Source organism: Salipiger sp. D13, assembly GCF_003703915.1.
Classification (GTDB): domain Bacteria; phylum Pseudomonadota; class Alphaproteobacteria; order Rhodobacterales; family Rhodobacteraceae; genus Salipiger; species Salipiger profundus.
The window spans coordinates 40312-57896 of record NZ_ML112599.1 but is presented as its reverse complement, the minus strand read 5'-3'; the positions used below and the strand labels follow the sequence as shown (position 1 = coordinate 57896).

At 68.1% G+C, this 17585-nt stretch carries 22 protein-coding genes; 13 read left to right on the top strand and 9 right to left on the bottom strand.

The features are described 5' to 3' along the window. Window positions 1-49: 49 nt before the first annotated feature. Window positions 50-1879, top strand: coding sequence for a dihydroxy-acid dehydratase (ilvD, locus tag D6860_RS14010; protein WP_076622732.1), 1830 nt, complete (start codon window positions 50-52; stop codon window positions 1877-1879). 208 nt (window positions 1880-2087) lie between these two features. Here the strand turns inward: ilvD and D6860_RS14005 are convergent, their stop codons facing one another. Beyond that, window positions 2088-2540, bottom strand: a complete 453-nt coding sequence (locus tag D6860_RS14005; protein ID WP_076622733.1) for an Lrp/AsnC family transcriptional regulator — start codon at window positions 2538-2540, stop codon at window positions 2088-2090. A gap of 73 nt (window positions 2541-2613) precedes the next feature. Here D6860_RS14005 and D6860_RS14000 point away from each other — a divergent pair, with 73 nt between their 5' ends. Together D6860_RS14000 and D6860_RS13995 are read left to right on the top strand one after the other, a co-directional pair. Continuing rightward, entirely contained in the window at window positions 2614-3210 is a 597-nt protein-coding gene (locus tag D6860_RS14000) for a LysE family translocator (protein WP_076622734.1), read from the top strand. A 102-nt stretch (window positions 3211-3312) separates the two neighbouring features. After that, window positions 3313-4275, top strand: coding sequence for an acetyl-CoA carboxylase carboxyltransferase subunit alpha (locus D6860_RS13995; RefSeq protein WP_017468350.1), 963 nt, complete (start codon window positions 3313-3315; stop codon window positions 4273-4275). 12 nt (window positions 4276-4287) lie between these two features. Here D6860_RS13995 and D6860_RS13990 read toward each other — a convergent pair whose 3' ends face one another. After that, a complete protein-coding gene (locus tag D6860_RS13990; RefSeq protein WP_017468349.1) occupies window positions 4288-4710 on the bottom strand; it encodes a cupin domain-containing protein in 423 nt (140 codons plus the stop codon). 102 nt (window positions 4711-4812) lie between these two features. On the opposite strand from D6860_RS13990, the gene D6860_RS13985 reads away from it, so the two are divergent. Further along, window positions 4813-5751, top strand: coding sequence for a LysR substrate-binding domain-containing protein (locus tag D6860_RS13985; RefSeq protein ID WP_076622735.1), 939 nt, complete (start codon window positions 4813-4815; stop codon window positions 5749-5751). 16 nt (window positions 5752-5767) lie between these two features. Here D6860_RS13985 and D6860_RS13980 read toward each other — a convergent pair whose 3' ends face one another. After that, window positions 5768-7300, bottom strand: a complete 1533-nt coding sequence (locus D6860_RS13980) for a cryptochrome/photolyase family protein (RefSeq protein WP_076622736.1) — start codon at window positions 7298-7300, stop codon at window positions 5768-5770. Beyond that, entirely contained in the window at window positions 7297-7449 is a 153-nt protein-coding gene (locus D6860_RS13975; RefSeq protein WP_017468991.1) for a DUF2256 domain-containing protein, read from the bottom strand. The genes D6860_RS13980 and D6860_RS13975 overlap by 4 nt, the downstream gene beginning before the upstream one ends. Window positions 7450-7623: 174 nt before the next feature. On the opposite strand from D6860_RS13975, the gene D6860_RS13970 reads away from it, so the two are divergent. Further along, window positions 7624-8025: a DUF2177 family protein gene (locus D6860_RS13970; RefSeq protein WP_017468992.1), complete on the top strand. Its 402-nt coding sequence runs from the start codon at window positions 7624-7626 to the stop codon at window positions 8023-8025. Between the two features lie 29 nt (window positions 8026-8054). Here the strand turns inward: D6860_RS13970 and D6860_RS13965 are convergent, their stop codons facing one another. Genes D6860_RS13965 through D6860_RS13945 form a run of 5 tightly spaced genes read right to left on the bottom strand, consistent with a single transcriptional unit; the run spans window position 8055 to window position 12746 of the window. Then, on the bottom strand, window positions 8055-8753 hold the full coding sequence (locus D6860_RS13965) for a hypothetical protein (protein WP_076622737.1): 699 nt from the start codon (window positions 8751-8753) through the stop codon (window positions 8055-8057). Continuing rightward, window positions 8750-9487 carry an SDR family NAD(P)-dependent oxidoreductase gene (locus D6860_RS13960; RefSeq protein WP_093412202.1) on the bottom strand — a complete coding sequence of 246 codons (738 nt, stop codon included), beginning with the start codon at window positions 9485-9487 and terminating at the stop codon, window positions 8750-8752. Before D6860_RS13960 ends, D6860_RS13965 begins: the two co-directional genes overlap by 4 nt. Next, entirely contained in the window at window positions 9480-10652 is a 1173-nt protein-coding gene (locus D6860_RS13955) for an SAM-dependent methyltransferase (protein ID WP_017468084.1), read from the bottom strand. Before D6860_RS13955 ends, D6860_RS13960 begins: the two co-directional genes overlap by 8 nt. Next, on the bottom strand, window positions 10645-11433 hold the full coding sequence (locus D6860_RS13950; RefSeq protein WP_076622739.1) for a DUF1365 domain-containing protein: 789 nt from the start codon (window positions 11431-11433) through the stop codon (window positions 10645-10647). Before D6860_RS13950 ends, D6860_RS13955 begins: the two co-directional genes overlap by 8 nt. Next, window positions 11430-12746 (bottom strand): NAD(P)/FAD-dependent oxidoreductase, encoded by a 1317-nt coding sequence (locus D6860_RS13945; RefSeq protein ID WP_076622740.1) that lies wholly within the window; start codon window positions 12744-12746, stop codon window positions 11430-11432. The genes D6860_RS13950 and D6860_RS13945 overlap by 4 nt, the downstream gene beginning before the upstream one ends. Window positions 12747-12846: 100 nt before the next feature. On the opposite strand from D6860_RS13945, the gene D6860_RS13940 reads away from it, so the two are divergent. The 8 genes from D6860_RS13940 (at window position 12847) to D6860_RS13905 (ending at window position 17571) form a co-directional block, all read left to right on the top strand. Further along, complete coding sequence (locus D6860_RS13940; RefSeq protein WP_076622741.1) at window positions 12847-13398, top strand: sigma-70 family RNA polymerase sigma factor; 552 nt, start codon at window positions 12847-12849, stop codon at window positions 13396-13398. Continuing rightward, window positions 13395-14063 carry an anti-sigma factor gene (locus D6860_RS13935; protein ID WP_076622742.1) on the top strand — a complete coding sequence of 223 codons (669 nt, stop codon included), beginning with the start codon at window positions 13395-13397 and terminating at the stop codon, window positions 14061-14063. The genes D6860_RS13940 and D6860_RS13935 overlap by 4 nt, the downstream gene beginning before the upstream one ends. A gap of 105 nt (window positions 14064-14168) precedes the next feature. Then, window positions 14169-15596, top strand: coding sequence for a F0F1 ATP synthase subunit beta (gene atpD, locus D6860_RS13930; RefSeq protein WP_076622743.1), 1428 nt, complete (start codon window positions 14169-14171; stop codon window positions 15594-15596). Continuing rightward, complete coding sequence (locus D6860_RS13925) at window positions 15593-16060, top strand: F0F1 ATP synthase subunit epsilon (RefSeq protein ID WP_076622744.1); 468 nt, start codon at window positions 15593-15595, stop codon at window positions 16058-16060. The genes atpD and D6860_RS13925 overlap by 4 nt, the downstream gene beginning before the upstream one ends. Then, window positions 16057-16365, top strand: a complete 309-nt coding sequence (locus D6860_RS13920) for an AtpZ/AtpI family protein (RefSeq protein ID WP_076622745.1) — start codon at window positions 16057-16059, stop codon at window positions 16363-16365. Before D6860_RS13925 ends, D6860_RS13920 begins: the two co-directional genes overlap by 4 nt. Beyond that, the gene (locus D6860_RS13915; protein ID WP_206512202.1) at window positions 16362-16628 is read left to right on the top strand and encodes an N-ATPase subunit AtpR; all 267 of its coding nucleotides are present in this window, start codon (window positions 16362-16364) and stop codon (window positions 16626-16628) included. Before D6860_RS13920 ends, D6860_RS13915 begins: the two co-directional genes overlap by 4 nt. Then, on the top strand, window positions 16625-17326 hold the full coding sequence (locus D6860_RS13910) for a F0F1 ATP synthase subunit A (protein WP_206512201.1): 702 nt from the start codon (window positions 16625-16627) through the stop codon (window positions 17324-17326). Before D6860_RS13915 ends, D6860_RS13910 begins: the two co-directional genes overlap by 4 nt. After that, window positions 17323-17571: a F0F1 ATP synthase subunit C gene (locus tag D6860_RS13905; protein ID WP_076622748.1), complete on the top strand. Its 249-nt coding sequence runs from the start codon at window positions 17323-17325 to the stop codon at window positions 17569-17571. The genes D6860_RS13910 and D6860_RS13905 overlap by 4 nt, the downstream gene beginning before the upstream one ends. Window positions 17572-17585 lie beyond the last annotated feature (14 nt).

Sequence of the window (17585 nt, the reverse complement as noted above, 5' to 3'; positions counted from 1 at the left end):
GGCCGCGGAACGGTAAACAGCCCCGACATTGCAAACGAAGGGATGACCCATGCCCGCCTATCGCTCCCGCACCACCACCCACGGCCGCAACATGGCCGGCGCCCGTGGCCTCTGGCGCGCCACCGGCATGACGGACGGCGACTGGAACAAGCCCATCATCGCCATCGTCAACAGCTTCACCCAGTTCGTGCCCGGCCACGTGCACCTCAAGGATCTCGGCCAGATGGTCGCCCGCGAGGTCGAGAAGGCCGGCGGCGTCGCCAAGGAATTCAACACCATCGCGGTGGATGACGGCATCGCCATGGGCCACGACGGCATGCTCTACTCGCTGCCCTCGCGCGAGATCATCGCCGACAGCGTGGAGTACATGGTCAACGCGCATTGTGCCGACGCCATGGTCTGCATCTCCAACTGCGACAAGATCACCCCCGGCATGCTGATGGCCGCGATGCGGCTCAACATCCCCGTGGTCTTCGTTTCCGGCGGCCCGATGGAAGCCGGCAAGGTCGAATGGGAAGGCACCGAACGGGCGCTCGACCTCGTCGACGCCATGGTCGCCGCCGCCGACGACAAGTATTCCGACGCGCAGGTCTCGGCGATCGAGGAAGCCGCCTGCCCGACCTGCGGCTCCTGCTCGGGGATGTTCACCGCCAACTCGATGAACTGCCTGACCGAGGCGCTCGGCCTGTCGCTGCCCGGAAACGGCTCGACGCTGGCGACCCACTCCGACCGCCAGCGGCTGTTCGTCGAGGCCGGCCACCTGATCGTCGACCTTGCCAAGCGCTACTATGAGCAGAACGACACCACCGTGCTTCCGCGCTCCATCGCCACCTTCGACGCGTTCAAGAACGCCATGACGCTCGACATCGCCATGGGCGGTTCGACCAACACGGTGCTGCACCTGCTCGCCGCCGCCAGCGAGGGCGAGGTCGACTTCGACATGTCCGACATCGACCAACTGTCGCGGCACGTGCCCGTGCTTTGCAAGGTTGCGCCTGCCAAGGACGACGTGCACATGGAAGACGTGCACCGCGCCGGCGGCATCATGGCGATCCTCGGCCAGCTCGACCGCGCCGGTCTGCTCGACAACAGCGTGCACACCGTCCACGCCGAGACCATGGCCCACGCGCTCGACCGCTGGGATGTCTCACGCACCAACTCCGAGAGCGTGCACGATTTCTACCGTGCCGCACCGGGCGGCGTGCGCTCGACCACGGCCTTCTCGCAGTCGATGCGCTACGACACGCTCGACCTCGACCGGCAGGGCGGCGTGATCCGCGACGCCGAGCATGCCTTTTCCAAGGACGGCGGCCTCGCCGTGCTGTTCGGCAACATCGCCGAGGAAGGCTGCATCGTGAAGACCGCCGGTGTCGACGAGAGCATCCTCGTCTTCTCCGGCCCTGCCCGCATCTTCGAGAGCCAGGACAGCGCGGTCAGCGCGATCCTGACCAACAAGATCAACCCCGGCGACGTGGTGCTGATCCGCTACGAGGGCCCGCGCGGCGGCCCGGGCATGCAGGAAATGCTCTACCCGACGTCCTACCTGAAATCGAAGGGCCTCGGGAAGGACTGCGCACTGGTCACCGACGGCCGGTTCTCGGGCGGCTCCTCGGGCCTGTCGATCGGCCACGTCTCGCCGGAAGCGGCCGAGGGCGGCGCCATCGGCCTCGTGGAAGAGGGCGACACGATCGAGATCGACATCCCCAACCGCAAGATCAACCTCGCGGTCGACGACGCGGTGCTCGCCGAGCGCCGCCTGAAGCGCGACGATATCGGCTGGCGTCCGGACGAGCAGCGCAAGCGCAAGGTTTCGAAGGCACTCAAGGCCTATGCCGCGCTGACGACCTCGGCCTCGAAAGGTGCCGTCCGGCAGATCTGACCGCGATGCCGGCGGGGGCTCTGCCCCCGTCGCCCGTCGGGCGACTCCCCCGAGGGTATTTTCCGAACCGGAGAAGACAGGGTGTGGCGCCCGGAGACCCGGCCTCACGCCAGCGGTTNACAGGGTGTGGCGCCCGGAGACCCGGCCTCACGCCAGCGGTTTCTTCTGGCCGGAAATATCCCGGGGGTGCGGGGGCAGCGCCCCCGCCTCAGGCGCGTTCGTCCTTGGGCGACCCCATCACCACGTAGGAGGTGATGGCATTCACCTGCGGCAGCGTTCCGAGCACCTCGGTGTGGAAATGCTTGTAGGCGGCGAGATCCGCGGCCTCGATCCGCAGCAGGTATTCCCAGTTACCGGTGATGTTGTGACACTCGCGCACCTCCGGCGCGCGGGCCATGGCGCGCTCGAAGGCTTCCTGCGCGGGCTTGGTGTGGGCGCTGAGCCCCACGGTGACATAGGCGGTGAAGCCGGTTCCGGTCTTCTCGGGGCTGAGCACGGCCCGGTAGCCACGGATGACGCCGGATGTCTCGAGCGCCGCCACGCGGCGCAGGCAGGCCGAGGGCGACAGGCCCACGCGCTCGGCAAGCGCGAGGTTGCTGATCCTCCCGTCGCGCGAAAGCTCGCGCAATATCCTGCGGTCCATGTCGTCCAATCCGGCCATAAGTTGCAATCATACAGCTCAGTCGCCGCACTTCGCAATCTCTGGCGGCACCTCACGTGGCAATCATTGCGCCATGACACTGGATCTTCTTCTTGCCCTTTCGGCCTTTGCGCTCGTCACGGTCATCACGCCGGGACCGAACAACCTGATGCTTCTCGCCTCGGGGGCCAACTTCGGTCTGCGCCGCAGTGTGCCGCACATGATGGGCATCGGCCTCGGCTTCCCGCTGATGGTGCTGCTCGTGGGCCTCGGGGTCATGCAGGTGTTCGAACGCTGGCCCGCCGTGCGGACCGTGCTGCTCGCGGTGTCGGCGGTCTACATGCTGTGGCTCGCCTGGAAGATCGCCCATGCGGCGCCTCCGGAAGAATCTCGCGCCGAGGGCGGACGACCGCTGGGCTTCCTGCAGGCGGCGGCGTTCCAGTGGGTGAACCCCAAGGCCTGGACCATGGCGCTGGGCGCGATCACGCTTTACGCCGCCAGCCGCGACCTGCCGTCGGTGCTCTGGGTGGCGGGCGTCTACGTGGTGATGTCGGTGATCTCGACGACCTTCTGGACGGTGCTCGGGCGCGAGGCGCGCCGGGTACTCGACCGGCCGCGGCGGCTGCGGGTCTTCAACTGGACGATGGCCGTGCTGCTCGTGGCCTCGCTGCTGCCGGCACTTGTCGGCTGACGGCGGATGCCCGCGGCTTCCGCCACGGCGTGCAAGGCTGATTTGTTGCATCCCGGCGGCTCAGACGCCATATAGGCCCGGCATAACAAGAGTGTCCGGGCAATGACGCATTATCTCGACTTCGAAAAACCGCTGGCCGAAATCGAAGGCAAGGCAGAAGAGCTGCGCAACATGGCGCGGAGCAATGAGGAAATGCACGTCGAGGACGAGGCGGCGGCCCTCGACCGCAAGGCGCAGGATCTTCTCAAGGATCTCTACAAGAAGCTGACGCCCTGGCGGAAATGCCAGGTGGCACGGCATCCGGACCGGCCGCACTGCAAGGATTACATCGAAGCGCTCTTCACCGAATACACGCCGCTCGCCGGCGACCGGGGCTTTGCCGACGATCACGCCGTGATGGGCGGGCTCGCGCGCTTCAACGACATCCCGGTCATGGTGATCGGCCACGAGAAGGGCCACGACACCCAGACCCGGATCGAGCGCAACTTCGGCATGGCCCGCCCCGAGGGCTACCGCAAGGCGATCCGCCTGATGGACATGGCAGACCGCTTCGGCCTGCCGGTCATCACGCTCGTCGACACGCCCGGCGCCTACCCCGGCAAGGGCGCGGAAGAGCGGGGCCAGTCCGAGGCCATCGCCCGCTCGACCGAGAAATGCCTGCAGATCGGCGTTCCGCTGATCTCGATCATCATCGGCGAGGGCGGCTCGGGCGGCGCAGTGGCCTTTGCCACCGCGAACAAGCTCGCGATGCTCGAACATTCGGTCTACTCGGTGATCTCGCCCGAGGGCTGTGCCTCGATCCTGTGGAAGGACGCCGAGAAGATGCGCGAGGCCGCCGAGGCCCTGCGCCTGACCGCGCAGGACCTGCACAAGCTGGGCGTCGCCGACAATGTCATTCCCGAGCCGCTCGGCGGGGCACATCGGGACCGTGCCGCGACCATCGACGCGGTGGGCAAGACCATCGCCTCGATGATCGACGACATGTCCGGCATGAAGCCCAAGGCGCTGGTCAAGGCGCGGCGCGACAAGTTCCTCGCGCTTGGCGACAAGGGGCTCGCCGCCTGAGATCGTCCGCCGTCAGCCCGTCGGGTTGAGATCGCAGACGATGGCGGTCGCGGGCGTGTCTCCGCGATTGTAGAACCAGTGCGTGGTATCGCCATCCTCAAGGATGCCGTCGAGGCCGTCGGCGGCATAGGTCGACTCGCCGTCTGGCGTGCCCTCGACCCATTCTCCGGAAACGACCTTGACCAGGCCCGGTCGGGTCTCGTGGCTGTGCTGGGCAATCTGGCCCCCGGGCGCGATGGTGATCTCACGCAGTTGCATCATGTAGCCGTCGAGCCCGGTCTGGCGCGAGATCATCTCTTCCCCGATCTTCCCCAGTGCTTCGACTGTAAGCCCCTTGTGTTCGCTCGGCCCGCTCATCTTCGCGAGTCCGACACCGGCGACGAGGCCGAGCCCAGCCGCCATGATCGCCACCGTCGCGGTTTTCGAAATGGTCATCAGAATGCCTCCGGTTTTGAAATTTGGTGAACTCAGCGTAGAGTGAGGTGAAGAGGCCCGACAAACGAAAGGATTTCGCCCCCGGCTGAGCGATTTTCACCCATGGCGCACCGCAAGCTTCCCCCCTTCCCGGCCCTGCGCGCCTTCGAGGCGGCGGCCCGGCTCGGCAGCTTCAAGCAGGCCGCCGAAGAGCTCTGCGTGACGCCTTCGGCGATCAGCCACCAGGTCCGGACGCTCGAGGCCTGGCTCGACCGGGCGCTCTTCCTGCGCGGGGTCCGACAGGTGGAAATGACCGAGCAGGGCCGTAGCTATCTCGCACAGCTGACGCCGATCCTCGACATGCTCGACGCCTCGACCCGGGCTGTGTCCGGCCAGAGCTTCTCGGGCAAGCTGCGGCTGAAGATGACGGAGGGCTTCTCGAAGCGCTGGCTGATCCCGCGGCTGCCGCGCTTCCTCGCCGCCTATCCCGATGTCGACGTGAGCATCGAGACCGGGCTGCCGCCGATTGATTTCCGCAACGGGGCGCTGGACCTGATCGTCCACTGGGGCGATGACCCCGTGCCGGGCGTGATCGTCGAGCCCTTCATGTCCTCGACCCGTGTGCCGGTGTGCAGCGCGGCTTTCCTGCAGGCGAACCCCGACCTGCGCAGCCCCGAGGACCTGCTGCGCAAGACGCTGATCCGCGACGAGGTGGCGGACGGCTGGCGGGAGTGGTTCGCCCTCATCGACCGCGCGCCCGACTGTCCCGCCAGCGGCCCCATCTTCGCCCATTGCGAACTGACGATGAGCGCGGCCGAGAACGACCTCGGGGTGGCGCTGGGATACAAGGCGATGATCACCACCTCGCTCGATGCGGGGGATCTCGTCGCGCCCTTCGCCCTCGAATCGCCGACACGGACGATCTACTCGGTCGCCTACGAGGAAGCCCGCAGCACCGAACCGGTCATCGTGGCCTTCCGCGACTGGCTGTTCGAGACCTCGCTGCGGGAGAGCGACGTGGCGGACACTTTCGATCCCGTGATGCAGCGCGCCGCGCAATGAGCTGGGCGCGCGCCGTTCAGTCCCAGGCCTCGCCGTCGAGGAACGCGCGGGCCGAGCGTGTGATCTCGTCGCGTTCGGCGCCGCTCTTCTTGCGCAGGCTGCCGTAGATCAGCCCCATCCGCTGGTTGTTGCCGAGCTTATCCTCGTTCTCGATCAGGAAGTTCCAGTAGAGGTAGTTGAACGGACAGGCTTCGCGGCCGGTCTTCTGCTTCAGCGAGTAGTCGCAATTCTTGCAGTAGTCCGACATGCGATTGATGTAGGCGCCCGACGCGGCATAGGGCTTGGAGCCCAGCCGCCCGCCGTCGGCGTGCATCACCATGCCGTGCACGTTGGGCAACTCGACCCAGTCGAAGGCATCGGCGTAGACCTCGAGATACCATTTCTCGATCTGGCGCGGCTCCACCCCGGCCAGGAGCGCGAAGTTGCCGGTGACCATCAGCCGCTGGATGTGGTGGGCATAGGCGTTGCGCCGCGTGGCACCGATGCATTCGGCCATGCAGCGCATGTCGGTCTCGGCCCCCCAGTACATCGCGGGCAGGTCGCGCCTGGCATTCAGGTAGTTGCCCTCGACATACCCCGGCATCTCGGTCCAGTAGATGCCGCGCACGAACTCGCGCCAGCCGAGGATCTGGCGGATGAAGCCCTCGACCGCGTTCAGCGGCGCGGCGCCATCCTTCCAGGCCTGCTCGGCCTTGTCGCAGACCTCGTCGGGGGTCAGCAGGCCGATGTTGAGATAGGGCGACACGAGCGCGTGGTAGAGGTAGTCCTCGCCGGTTTTCATCGCGTCCTGGTAGTCACCGAAATTCGGCAGGATGTCGTTGATGAAATGCCGCAGCGCACGCAGCGCCTCTTCGCGGGTGACCGCCCATCCGAAGCCTTCGAGGTCGCCGAAATGGTCACTGAAACGCCCGGCCACGAGGTCGAGCACCGCCTGCGTGGTCTCGTCGGGGCGGAAGCGCATCCGGTGCGGCGGCTCAAGCCCCTTGGGCAGCGACTTGCGGTTGTCCTGATCGAAGTTCCAGGCACCGCCCGCCGGGTCGTCGCCCTCCATCAGCAGGCCGGTGCGGCGGCGCATCTCGCGGTAGAAATACTCCATCCGCCCGGTCTTGTTGTCCTCGACGTAGCCGGCGAACTCGCCGCGGGTGCAGTAGAAACGGTCGTCGGTGAGGATCTCCACCGGCAGGTCGAGGTCGCTTTCCCAGTCGCCCATCATCTCCCAGACGCGCCATTCGCCCGGCTCGGTGGCGACCACGCGCCCGGGCTTGTGGCGCTTCACCGCGCGGGCCAGTTCGCCCGAGAAGCTGTGGGTATTGTCGGGATCGTCGAGCGTCACGTAGTCGACGGTCACGCCCCTATCGCGCAACTCCTCGGCGAAATGACGCATCGCCGAGAGGATCAGCGCGATCTTCTGGGGGTGGTGCGCGACATAGGTGGTCTCGTCGCCGACCTCGACCATCAGGACGACATCATTCTCGGGATCGAGATCGGCCAGCGAGGACAGCCCGCGCGACAGCTGGTCGCCGAGGACGAAGCGCAGCGCAGCGGTCATGTCCGTGCCCTCGCTTCGCTGCGGCAGCGGTCCGAGCAGTATTTCACCGCGTCCCAATCGCGTGCCCACTTCCGGCGCCAGGTGAAGGGCCGTCCGCAGACGGCGCAGGTCTTGACCGGCAGATCTGCCTTGCGGCGCATCTTCGCCATCAGCTCAGCGCCGCGCGCGTGCCGCCGCCCTCGATCGGAACACCTGACATGTCACACTCCCCTTGCACACCCGATGCGCCGGACCACCTGCCGCGCATCGCCTCAACTCGCCGTCATGGTGAAACTTTCGGGCGAAACGCTCCGTTTCTCGGGGAAACGCAGGAGCGACCCCACATGCAACTTCTTACCCTTTACGCCTCGACGCTGTTGATCTTCCTCGTGGTCGACGCCGTCGGCATCTCGACGCTGATCAAGCCGATCTTCGAGCGCCACGTCGGTGACATGCTCGCCGACCCGCTGCGCATGGGACCGGCGGCAGCCTTCTACGCCTTCTACATCGTCGGGCTGCTGTATTTCGTCTCGGTGCCGGCCCTGAACGCCGACAAACCCGGGCAGGCCCTGCTGGCCGGCGCGCTGCTGGGCCTGATGTGCTACGGCACCTACGAGTTCACGAACCTCGCCACGCTGCGCGGCTGGTCGTGGAACCAGGTGGTGGCCGACTCGCTCTGGGGCGCGGCGCTGACCGGCGGCTCGGCCTGGGCGGGCGTGATGATCACCCGCTGGGTCCACGGCTGAAACCTCGGGCTCTGCGCGCGGGCCTGCCGTCATGCGGGCCTGCGCACCAGAGACAGCGCCGTGAGCTTCAGGATCGCGACACCCGACAAGCCCACAACCGCCGCGTTCAGCGGCTCGAGCCCCGCAACGATCACGCCCATGTAGGCCCAGCACAGGCTGAAGAGATAGCTTGGCGCCGCCGGGCAGACCCAGATCACCGCGACTCCGACGAGGCTCAGCACCACGAGGATGGCAAGCGCCGCGATCTGCGGCGACAGCACGCCATATCCGCTGAGCACCGCCCCCATGGCGACCCCGGCGGCGGCCGAGACCCAGCCGGCATACAGTCCGACAGGCCCCCAGGCGGCGATTTCGCGCGGGGCCCGCAGCAGCGCCTCGGTCGCGGCGGCGGCCATGAAGATGATCATCACCGTGGCGATCAGCGGCTCCACGTTGGCGACCGCAATCCAGAGCGTTCCGATGGCCAGGCTTACCGTCAGCGGGAGCCGCATTGCCTGCCATTGCGGGTCGGTGCGTCGGCGCCAGAGCCCCCAGCCCGCGCTTGCGATGAGACCGAGAAAGATCGGCCCCCAGATCGAGAAGGCCCAGCCCACCGGCTGCACCGGCCAGCGCGACTGCACGATGGGGAACTGGGTGGGCGAAAAGCCCGGAAAGCCGCCGCTTGCGGCGGGCGAGAGCGCGAAGGCGAGGCTGAGAAGAAGAACGAGGGGCGCAAGCGCGCGGTTCATTGAACGAGTCTCCGGGTCAGCCGCAGCGACAACCCGTAAGGTAGCATCCGCAGCAATTTCAACGACAGGGTGAGGCGTCGCGGAAAATGCACCTCGAAACGGTTTCCATCAAGACCCTTGATGATGCGCCGGACGGCCTCGTCCGGTTGCAAAACGGCGGGCATCTTGAAGTCGTTCTTCTCGGTTAGCCGGGTGTCGACGAACCCGGGGCTGATCATCCGGACCCTGACCCTCGGCGCGAGCTCGGCGCGCAGCGTCTCGGCAAGGTTGATGACCCCCGCCTTGGAGGCCGAGTAGATCTGCCCTTGCGGCAGGCCGAAATAGCCAGCCACCGAACCGGTCAGCACGAGCTCTCCCCCGTCGCGCAGCAGCGGCTCGGCGGTGCGGGCGAAGTTGAAGCTTCCTGTGAGGTTCACCGTGACGATCTTCGCGGCGAACTCCGGGTCGATGTCCATGACCTTGCCGGGATCGTAGAGCGCCGCGAGGGTGATCGCCCGGTCGAGCAGCCCACCCTCGGCGATGCGGTCGGCGGCGGTCTGCAGGCTCTCGCGGTCCGAGACATCGGCGACAACGACCTCGGCGCCGCCGATCTCGTCGGCCAGCTTGTGCAGTGGCTCCTCGGAGCGCGCCGAAAGCACCAGCCGGGCGCCGCGCTTCGCGTAGCCGCGGGCCAGTGCCGCGCCGATACCGTCAGAGGCACCGACGATCCAGATACGCGGGGCGGGCTCAGGCATGGGCAAGCCGGAACTGGCTGACATCGGTGCGACCGACCTCGAAAGCGGCGATGCAGGCGGCGAGGTAGAAGCGCCAGACCCGGATGAAGCCGTCGTCGAACCCGAGGCTCTTCACCTCGGGCAGCTTCGCGTCGAAGCGGCTCAGCCAGTCACGCAGCGTGCGGGCATAGTCCTGCCCGAACGCGTGCGCATCCTCGACCCGCAGGCCCGCTTCCGCGGCCACCTCGCGGAACGCCGGCGGCGAAGGCAGCATTCCCCCCGGGAAGATGAAGCTGCGGATCATGTCGCCGCCGGCGCGGTAGCGATCGAAGTAGCGGTCGGCGACGGTGATCGTCTGCACCATGGCACGGCCCCGGTCGGCCAGCACGTGCTTGATCTTCTCGAAATAGGTAGGCCAGTAGCGCTCGCCCACCGCCTCGAACATCTCGATCGAGACCACGTGGTCGAACTTGCCGTATTCGTCGCGATAGTCCTGCAGCACGATCTCGGCCTCGCGGCCCAGCCGGTCACGGGCGAACTGCGCCTGCTCGTGCGACAGCGTCAGTCCCTTGGGGGCGAAATCGCCGCGCTGCAGGGCGCGTTCGGCGAACCCGCCCCAGCCGCAGCCGATCTCGAGCAGGTTGCCCGAAGACGCCTCGAGACCGTCGAGAATGCGGTCGTACTTCCGCTGCTGCGCCGGCACGAGCGGATCGGCAGCCTGCGCATCGCCGGGCGCGAAGATCGCCGAGGAATAGGTCATCGTCTCGTCGAGCCACAGCTTGTAGAAGTCGTTGCCGAGGTCGTAATGCGCCGAGATGTTGCGCCGCGAGCCGCGCTTGGTGTTGCGGTTGAACACGTAGAGCGCGCGGACCAGCAGCGACTGCCACGCCCGCCCGTAGAGAAAGGGCTCGAGCGCCTCCTCGTTCTTCAGTCCGAAATTCAGGAAGGCCGGAAGATCACGGGTGTCGCACCAGCCGTCGCGGTAGGCCTCCGTCAGGCCGATGTCACCGCGCGCGGCGGCGGCCGGCACTGTGCGCCAGTCGGTGATAGTGAAATCCGCCGCCGGGCCCGGCTGGCGGCCCTCGAAGTGGCGGACCTTCCCGTCCGGCGTGGTGAGCACGAGACTGCCGTGCTCGATCTTGTCGAGGCAGTTCAGCAATCGGCTTTCGATCTGACGTTCAAACATCGCGGGGCACCCTGTCCTTGGCCTCGGAGTTTCTCCGGGTAAGTTGTTTGGGTTTTGAGATATACCGGACGCCGCGCAGAACAAGCTTGGCCGCCTGCCAGTGGATCAGCGCGATGACCTTCTGCGCCTGGAACGGGTGGCGCAGCTGCGCGCGGCGCAGCGCGGCGGCGCTCATCGCCCGGGCCGGGCCTGCCATCGAGGTCCGCAGCCGCACCTCTCCACCCTCGCCGATCCAGTCGACCCATGCGCCGAAGCGGTCGGGGCCGGGATCGAAGCGGAAGACGTAGGCACCCTCGCGCGGCAGGAAGGGCGAGACGTGAAAGATCTTCTCGCCCGCGATCCGGTCGCTGCGCGCAATCGGTCGGTTGTCGGGATGCCTGCACAGGTAGAAGTGGCGCTCGCCGAAGGTGTTCGAAACCTCTGCCAGCACGGCGCGCAGGCCCTCCGCGTCGCGGGCGAGCCAGAAGCTTACCGGGTTGAAACCGTAGCCCGGCGAACGGGTCATCGTCACTAGCGTGACATCGCAATGCCCAAGCCCGACCGGCTCGAACTCACCGCGGATGAAGGCGCCCAGCGGCGTGCCATCGCGCGCGCCGTGATCGCGCAGGCGGATCGACCAGATCCCGCGCGCGTCCGGGCGCAGCGGCAGTTGGCTGGCATCAAAGGCATCGACCGGCAGCGCGACATAGGTCGCCCGGTAGCGGAACTCTCGCTGCACGTCGCCCGACCGCGCATGCCAGATGCGGCAGTCGATCAGGGCGCCGTCCCAGAGATCGGTCATTCGGCAGCCTCCAGCCATGGTCCCGGGGCGGGCATCGCGGGGCGTTCGTCAGCCCAGGGGTCCGCGCCAAGCGGCCACTCGATCCCCATGGCCTGCGCCACCCGAAGCGCCGAGAGCACGCCGTCCTCGTGGAAGCCGTAGCGCGTCCAGGCGCCTGAGAAATACAGCCCGTCCCTACCCTGAATATGGGGCAGGCTGGCCTGCGCGTCGACGGTCATCGCGTCGAATTGCGGATGGTGCAGGATCGCCTCGTCGTGGATCTCGCGCGGCTCGTGCTCGGGATTGAGGGTCACGATCATCGGCCGGTCGGTGCCGAGCGGCTGCAGCCGGTTCATCCAGTAGGACAGGCTGATCGGCCGCTCGCTGAGCACCTGCCGCCCCTCGGTGACGTAGTTCCACGACGACCAGAGCGCCCGCTTGCGCGGCAGGAAGCCGGGGTCCGAATGCAGCACCATGCGGTTCGCCTCGGTCCGGAAGGTGCCGAGGATGGCCTGCTGTTGCGGGTCGGGCCGGTCGATCAGCGACAGTGCCTGCGGTGCGTGGGTGGCAAAGACGACCCGGTCGAAATGCTCGGGGCCGTCTTTCGTGACCACCTGCAGCCCGGTCGCGTCGCGCCTCACGGTCTGCACCGGACAGCCCAGGCGCAGCCTGGCCTGTGTCGCGCCGAGGATCGCCTCGACGTAGCGCGCCGAGCCGCCCCGGACGGTCAGCCAGTCGGGCTGATCGTCGACGGTCAGAAGCCCGTGGTTGTCGAAGAAGCGCACGAAGCTCGCGGCGGGAAAGTCGAGCATGTCGCGGGTCGGCGTCGACCAGATCGCACCCGAGATCGGCATCAGGAACCGGTCGCGGAACGCCGCGCCAAGCCCCATCTCGTAGAGCAGCTCGCCGATGCTCATGCCGGGGCGCACGGCTTCCGGCGCGCGCCGGAAGAACCTGAGAATGTCGCGGATCATCCGCCAGTGCGACGGGTCCAGAAGCCGGCGCTTCTGCAGGAACATGTCGCGCACCCGTGTCGTGCCGTATTCCAGCGCACCGCCGCCGAAGCTGGCCGAGAAGCTCATGTCGCTCGGCGCCAGCTCGACACCGAGGTGTTCGAGCAGCGGGATGAACAGCGGGTAGGTCTTGCGATTGCAGACGATGAACCCCGTATCGACCGCCACGCCGTCCACCTCGACGGTGCGCGCATGGCCACCCGGACGCGCCTCGGATTCGAAGAGGGTCACGTCCTGGTGCGGCGCCAGCAGCCAAGCCGTCGCCAATCCAGATATGCCGCTTCCGATGACGGCTGTTTTAACACCGGCGGTTGTTGTCACCCTGTCCTCGCTCTGCCATTCTCACGATTGAAGAGACGGAGCGCGCAGGAAAATAGTTTCACGTGACGCACAAAAGTTCTGCGGAGCGGCAAATCCCCTCATGATAGACCCGATCAACGACCTTTCGGACCTGCTGGCCCGTGTTGCGCTGCGCGACCGCGACGCGTTCCGCACGCTCTACGAAAAGGTCTCGCCACGGCTCTTCGCGATCTGCCTCAAGTTGCTCAAGGACCGGCGCGAGGCCGAGGATGCGCTGCAGGAAGTCTTCGTCCGGATCTGGCACAACGCCGACCGCTTCACGCCGGACCGGGGCTCGGCGATGGCCTGGCTCAATGCCGTGACCCGCAACCATGCCATCGACCGGCTGCGTGCCACACGCAGCACGGGCGCGACGGCGGAACTGGACCATGCGGAGCGCCTTGCCGATCCCGGCCCCGACCCCGAGACGGCGGCGATCAGCCGCTCCGAGGGGCGACGGATCGACAACTGCATGGACCGGCTCGTACCCGAGCGGGCCGAGGCCGTGCGCCGCGCCTATATCGAGGGCGAAAGCTACCTCGAGCTCTCGGAACGCTATTCCGTGCCGCTCAACACCATGCGCACGTGGCTGCGCCGCAGCCTGCTGCAACTCCGGAAATGCCTGACGTCATGACCGATCTTACAGAAGACGACATCGCCCTTGCGGGCGAATACGTGCTGGGCACGCTCGCGCATGAGCAGCGCCAGGACGCCGCCCGGCGCCTCGTGACCGATCCAGCCTTCGCGCGCGAGGTCGAGGCCTGGGAAACCCGGCTCGATCCGATGCTCGCCGACCTCGCGCCGTTGTCCCCGCCTGCCGCGCTCTGGAAGCGCATCGACGCCCAGCTCTTCGCCCCGAGCCGCGCTGCCTCGCCGTGGCGCTGGCTCGCGGCGGCCTCGGCCTTTTCCACGGCGATCCTCGCGGCAGTCCTGTGGTTCGGTCAGCCGGTCTCGGGCCCGCCGGGCCCGCTCTGGGTGTCCAACATGGTGTCGGACAGCGGCGAGGTCCGTCTCACCGCGCTCTACGACGCCGGGCGCGGCGAGATGCGGGTCTCGATGGAGGGTGCGCCGCCCCCGGAGGGCCGCGACTTCGAGCTCTGGCTGATCCGCGACGGCGGCGACGCGGTCTCGCTCGGGCTGATGCCGCATGACGGTCAGGCCGCGATGCCGATCGACGAGGGGCTGCGCGATCTCGTGGTGAACGCCACGCTCGCGATCACCGAGGAACCGCGCGGCGGTGCCCCGGCGGGCGTTGCCACCGGCCCGGTCGTGGCCGCCGCGCCGCTGCGCCGGATCTGACCCGTCACCATCCCGTGAGGCCCTGAAAGTTTGACATAGATCGTGTCGGGCCTGCCCGTGCGTCACTAGACTTCCCTCCTGCGCAAACCGCGATGGAGGTCGCAGATGGGCACGGAAGAGGACATCGCCGGCAGGATTGCCGCCGTGCGCGGCGCCGTGGTCGATGTCGACTTTCCCGATGGTCGCCTGCCCGCGATCAACGATGCGCTGCGGATCACGCTGCCGGAGGGACGGCAAGTACTGCTCGAGGTGCAGGCTCAGATCGACCACGGGACCGTCCGCACCATCGCGCTGCAATCGACCGCCGGCCTGCGGCGCGGCTGGCCGGTGGCGCCGCTGGGAGGCCCGCTCGACGTGCCCGTCGGTGAGGCCGTTCTCGGGCGCCTGCTCGACGTGACCGGCACCCCCGGCGACCGTCGCGATCCGCTGCCGGCCGACGTGGCGCGCGCGCCGATCCATCGCGCGCCGCCTCCGCTGCGGGCCCGGGGCGCCCAATCCGGGATCTTCCGCACCGGGATCAAGGTCATCGACCTGCTGACCCCGCTCGCGCAGGGCGGCAAGGCCGCGATGTTCGGCGGGGCCGGTGTCGGCAAGACGGTTCTGGTGATGGAGCTGATCCACGCCATGGTGGCGGGCTACGACGGCATATCGATCTTCTCGGGCGTGGGCGAACGCTCGCGCGAGGGCCACGAGATGCTGCTCGACATGACCAGGGCCGGCGTGCTCGACCGCACGGTGCTGGTCTACGGCCAGATGAACGAGCCTCCGGGCGCGCGCTGGCGGGTGCCGCTCACCGCGCTTACCATCGCCGAGCACTTCCGCGACGCCGAGAAGCGCAACGTGCTGCTGCTGATGGACAACATCTTCCGCTTCGTGCAGGCGGGCGCCGAGGTCTCGGGGCTGCTCGGCCGGCTTCCGAGCCGCGTGGGCTACCAGCCGACGCTCGCCACCGAAGTGGCGCAGCTGCAGGAGCGCATCGCCTCGGTCGGCAGCGCCTCGGTCACCGCGATCGAGGCGGTCTACGTGCCCGCCGACGATTTCACCGACCCCGCCGTCATGGCCATCGCGGGCCACGTCGACTCGATGGTCGTGCTGTCGCGCGCCATGGCCGCCGACGGGATGTATCCGGCCGTCGATCCCATCGCCTCGGCCTCGGTGCTGCTCGATCCGCTGATCCTCGGCGAGGAACACGTCGCCGTGGCCACCGAGGTGCGCCAGGCCATCGAACACTACCGCGAACTGCAGGACGTGATCTCGCTGCTGGGCATGGCGGAACTCGGCGCCGAGGATCGCCGCTTGGTCGAGCGCGCGCGGCGGCTGCAGCGCTTCCTGACCCAGCCCTTCACCGTCACCGAAGCCTTCACCGGCATTCCGGGCCGCTCGGTCGCGCTGCCCGACACGATAGCCGGCTGCCGCGCCATCCTCGACGGCGAGGCCGACGACTGGGACGAAAGCGCGCTCTACATGGTCGGCACCTTCGAGGAGGCCCGGAGCCGACACGAGGCTGCCCGCGCCGGGCAGAACGCGGCATGAGCGGCGCGCTGCATCTCACCCTCACGACGCCGATGGCGCTGCTCGTCGACGACGCCTCGGTGGCCAGCCTGCGGGCCGAGGACGAAAGCGGTGCCTTCGGCATCCTGCCCGGCCATACCGACCTGCTGACCGCGCTTCCGGCCTCGGTGCTGCGCTGGCGCGATGGCGACGGGGCACGCCACTACTGCGCGATCCGGGGCGGGCTGATGACCGTCACCGGCGGGGCCCGCGTCGCCATCGCCTGCCGCGACGGTATTCTCGGGGACGACCTGCCGACGCTCGAGGCCCGCGTCCGCGACCTTCGTGCCGCCGAACTCGAAGCCGAACGCAAGGGCCGGGTCGAGCAGACCCGGCTGCACACGCAGGCGGTGCGGCGGATGATGCGCTACATGCGCGCGGGCCATGCCGTCGCGATGGAGCACCCGCCCGGCGTGCCCGGCGGACCGAAGGGCGAAGCAGGATGACCGACAAGCGCCCCGCCCACGAACCGCCCCACGAGCGGGCCTCCGACGCGGTCGAGGATGCCGCCCGCCGCGCCGCCTCGCGCGAGCGCATGGGCGCGGACGCCCCCGAGCCCTCGCTCGGCACCCGGCTGGGACAGATCGGCATTCTCGGCTGGGCCATCGTGACGCCGATCCTGCTGGGGATCGTCGTGGGGAGGATCGCCGACCGGACGTTCGGCACCGGCGTGTTCTTCACCGCGCCGGCCATCTTCATCGGCGCGGGCATCGGAATGCACGCCGCCTGGAAATGGATGCACAGGCAATGACCATGACGCTTCTTTCCCTGCTCGGCCTTGCGGTCGGCCTTGTCGCCGGAACCCTGCATTTCCTGACGCTCAGGAGGGTGACGGCGCTGTATCTCGGCGGCGGCTCACCGGCGCGGGCCATCGCGCTGCAGCTCGCGCGGCTGGCGCTGCTGACGGCGGTGCTCGCCGGTCTCGCGTGGCTGGGCGCGGCGCCGCTGCTCGCCGGGGCGCTTGGCGTGGTCGCGGCCCGGCACCTCGTGCTGCGCCGCGGAAAGGAGGCATGATGGACAACCCGCTGTTCATGGAGCCGCTGTTCCACCTCGGGCCGGTGCCGATCACCATGCCCGTGGTCGTGACATGGGCCATCATGGCGGCACTCGCCGCGCTGTCCTTCGCCGCGACGCGCAGGCTGAGCCTGAAACCCGGCACCCTGCAGACCGTGCTCGAGCTCTTCGTGACCACCGTCGACGCGCAGGTGCGCGAGACGATGAACCGCGATCCCGCGCCCTTCCGGCCGCTCATCGGCACGATCTTCCTGTTCGTGCTGGTAGCGAACTGGTCCTCGCTCATCCCGGGCGTTGAGCCGCCGACCGCGCATCTCGAGACCGACGCCGCGCTCGCGCTCGTCGTCTTCGCCGCCACCATCGGCTACGGCATCGCCGGGCGTGGGCTGAAGGGCTATCTCGCCACCTTCGCCGAGCCCAGCTGGGTGATGATCCCGCTCAACATCGTCGAACAGATCACCCGCACCTTCTCGCTGGTGGTCCGGCTCTTCGGCAACGTCATGAGCGGCGTCTTCATCATCGGCATCGTGCTGTCGCTGGCCGGGCTCTTCGTGCCCATCCCGCTGATGGCGCTCGACCTGCTCACCGGTGCGGTGCAGGCCTACATCTTCGCGATCCTCGCCACCGTCTTCATCGGCGCTGCCGCCGGCGAAGCGTCCGAGCGCGATCCCCATACCTCCAAGGAGACACGGACATGAACGAAGCCCTCATCGAAACGGTCTCGATCCTCGCCGCCGCCATCGGCGTGAGTTTCGGGGCCATGGGGCCGGCCCTCGCCGAGGGCCGCGCCGTCGCCGCCGCGATGGACGCCATCGCCCGACAGCCCGAAGCCGCGGGCACCCTCAGCCGCACCCTGTTCGTGGGGCTCGCGATGATCGAGACCACCGCAATCTACACGCTGGTGATCGCGCTGCTGGTGCTCTTCGCCAACCCCTTCGTCTGACCGGCGGAAGGAGG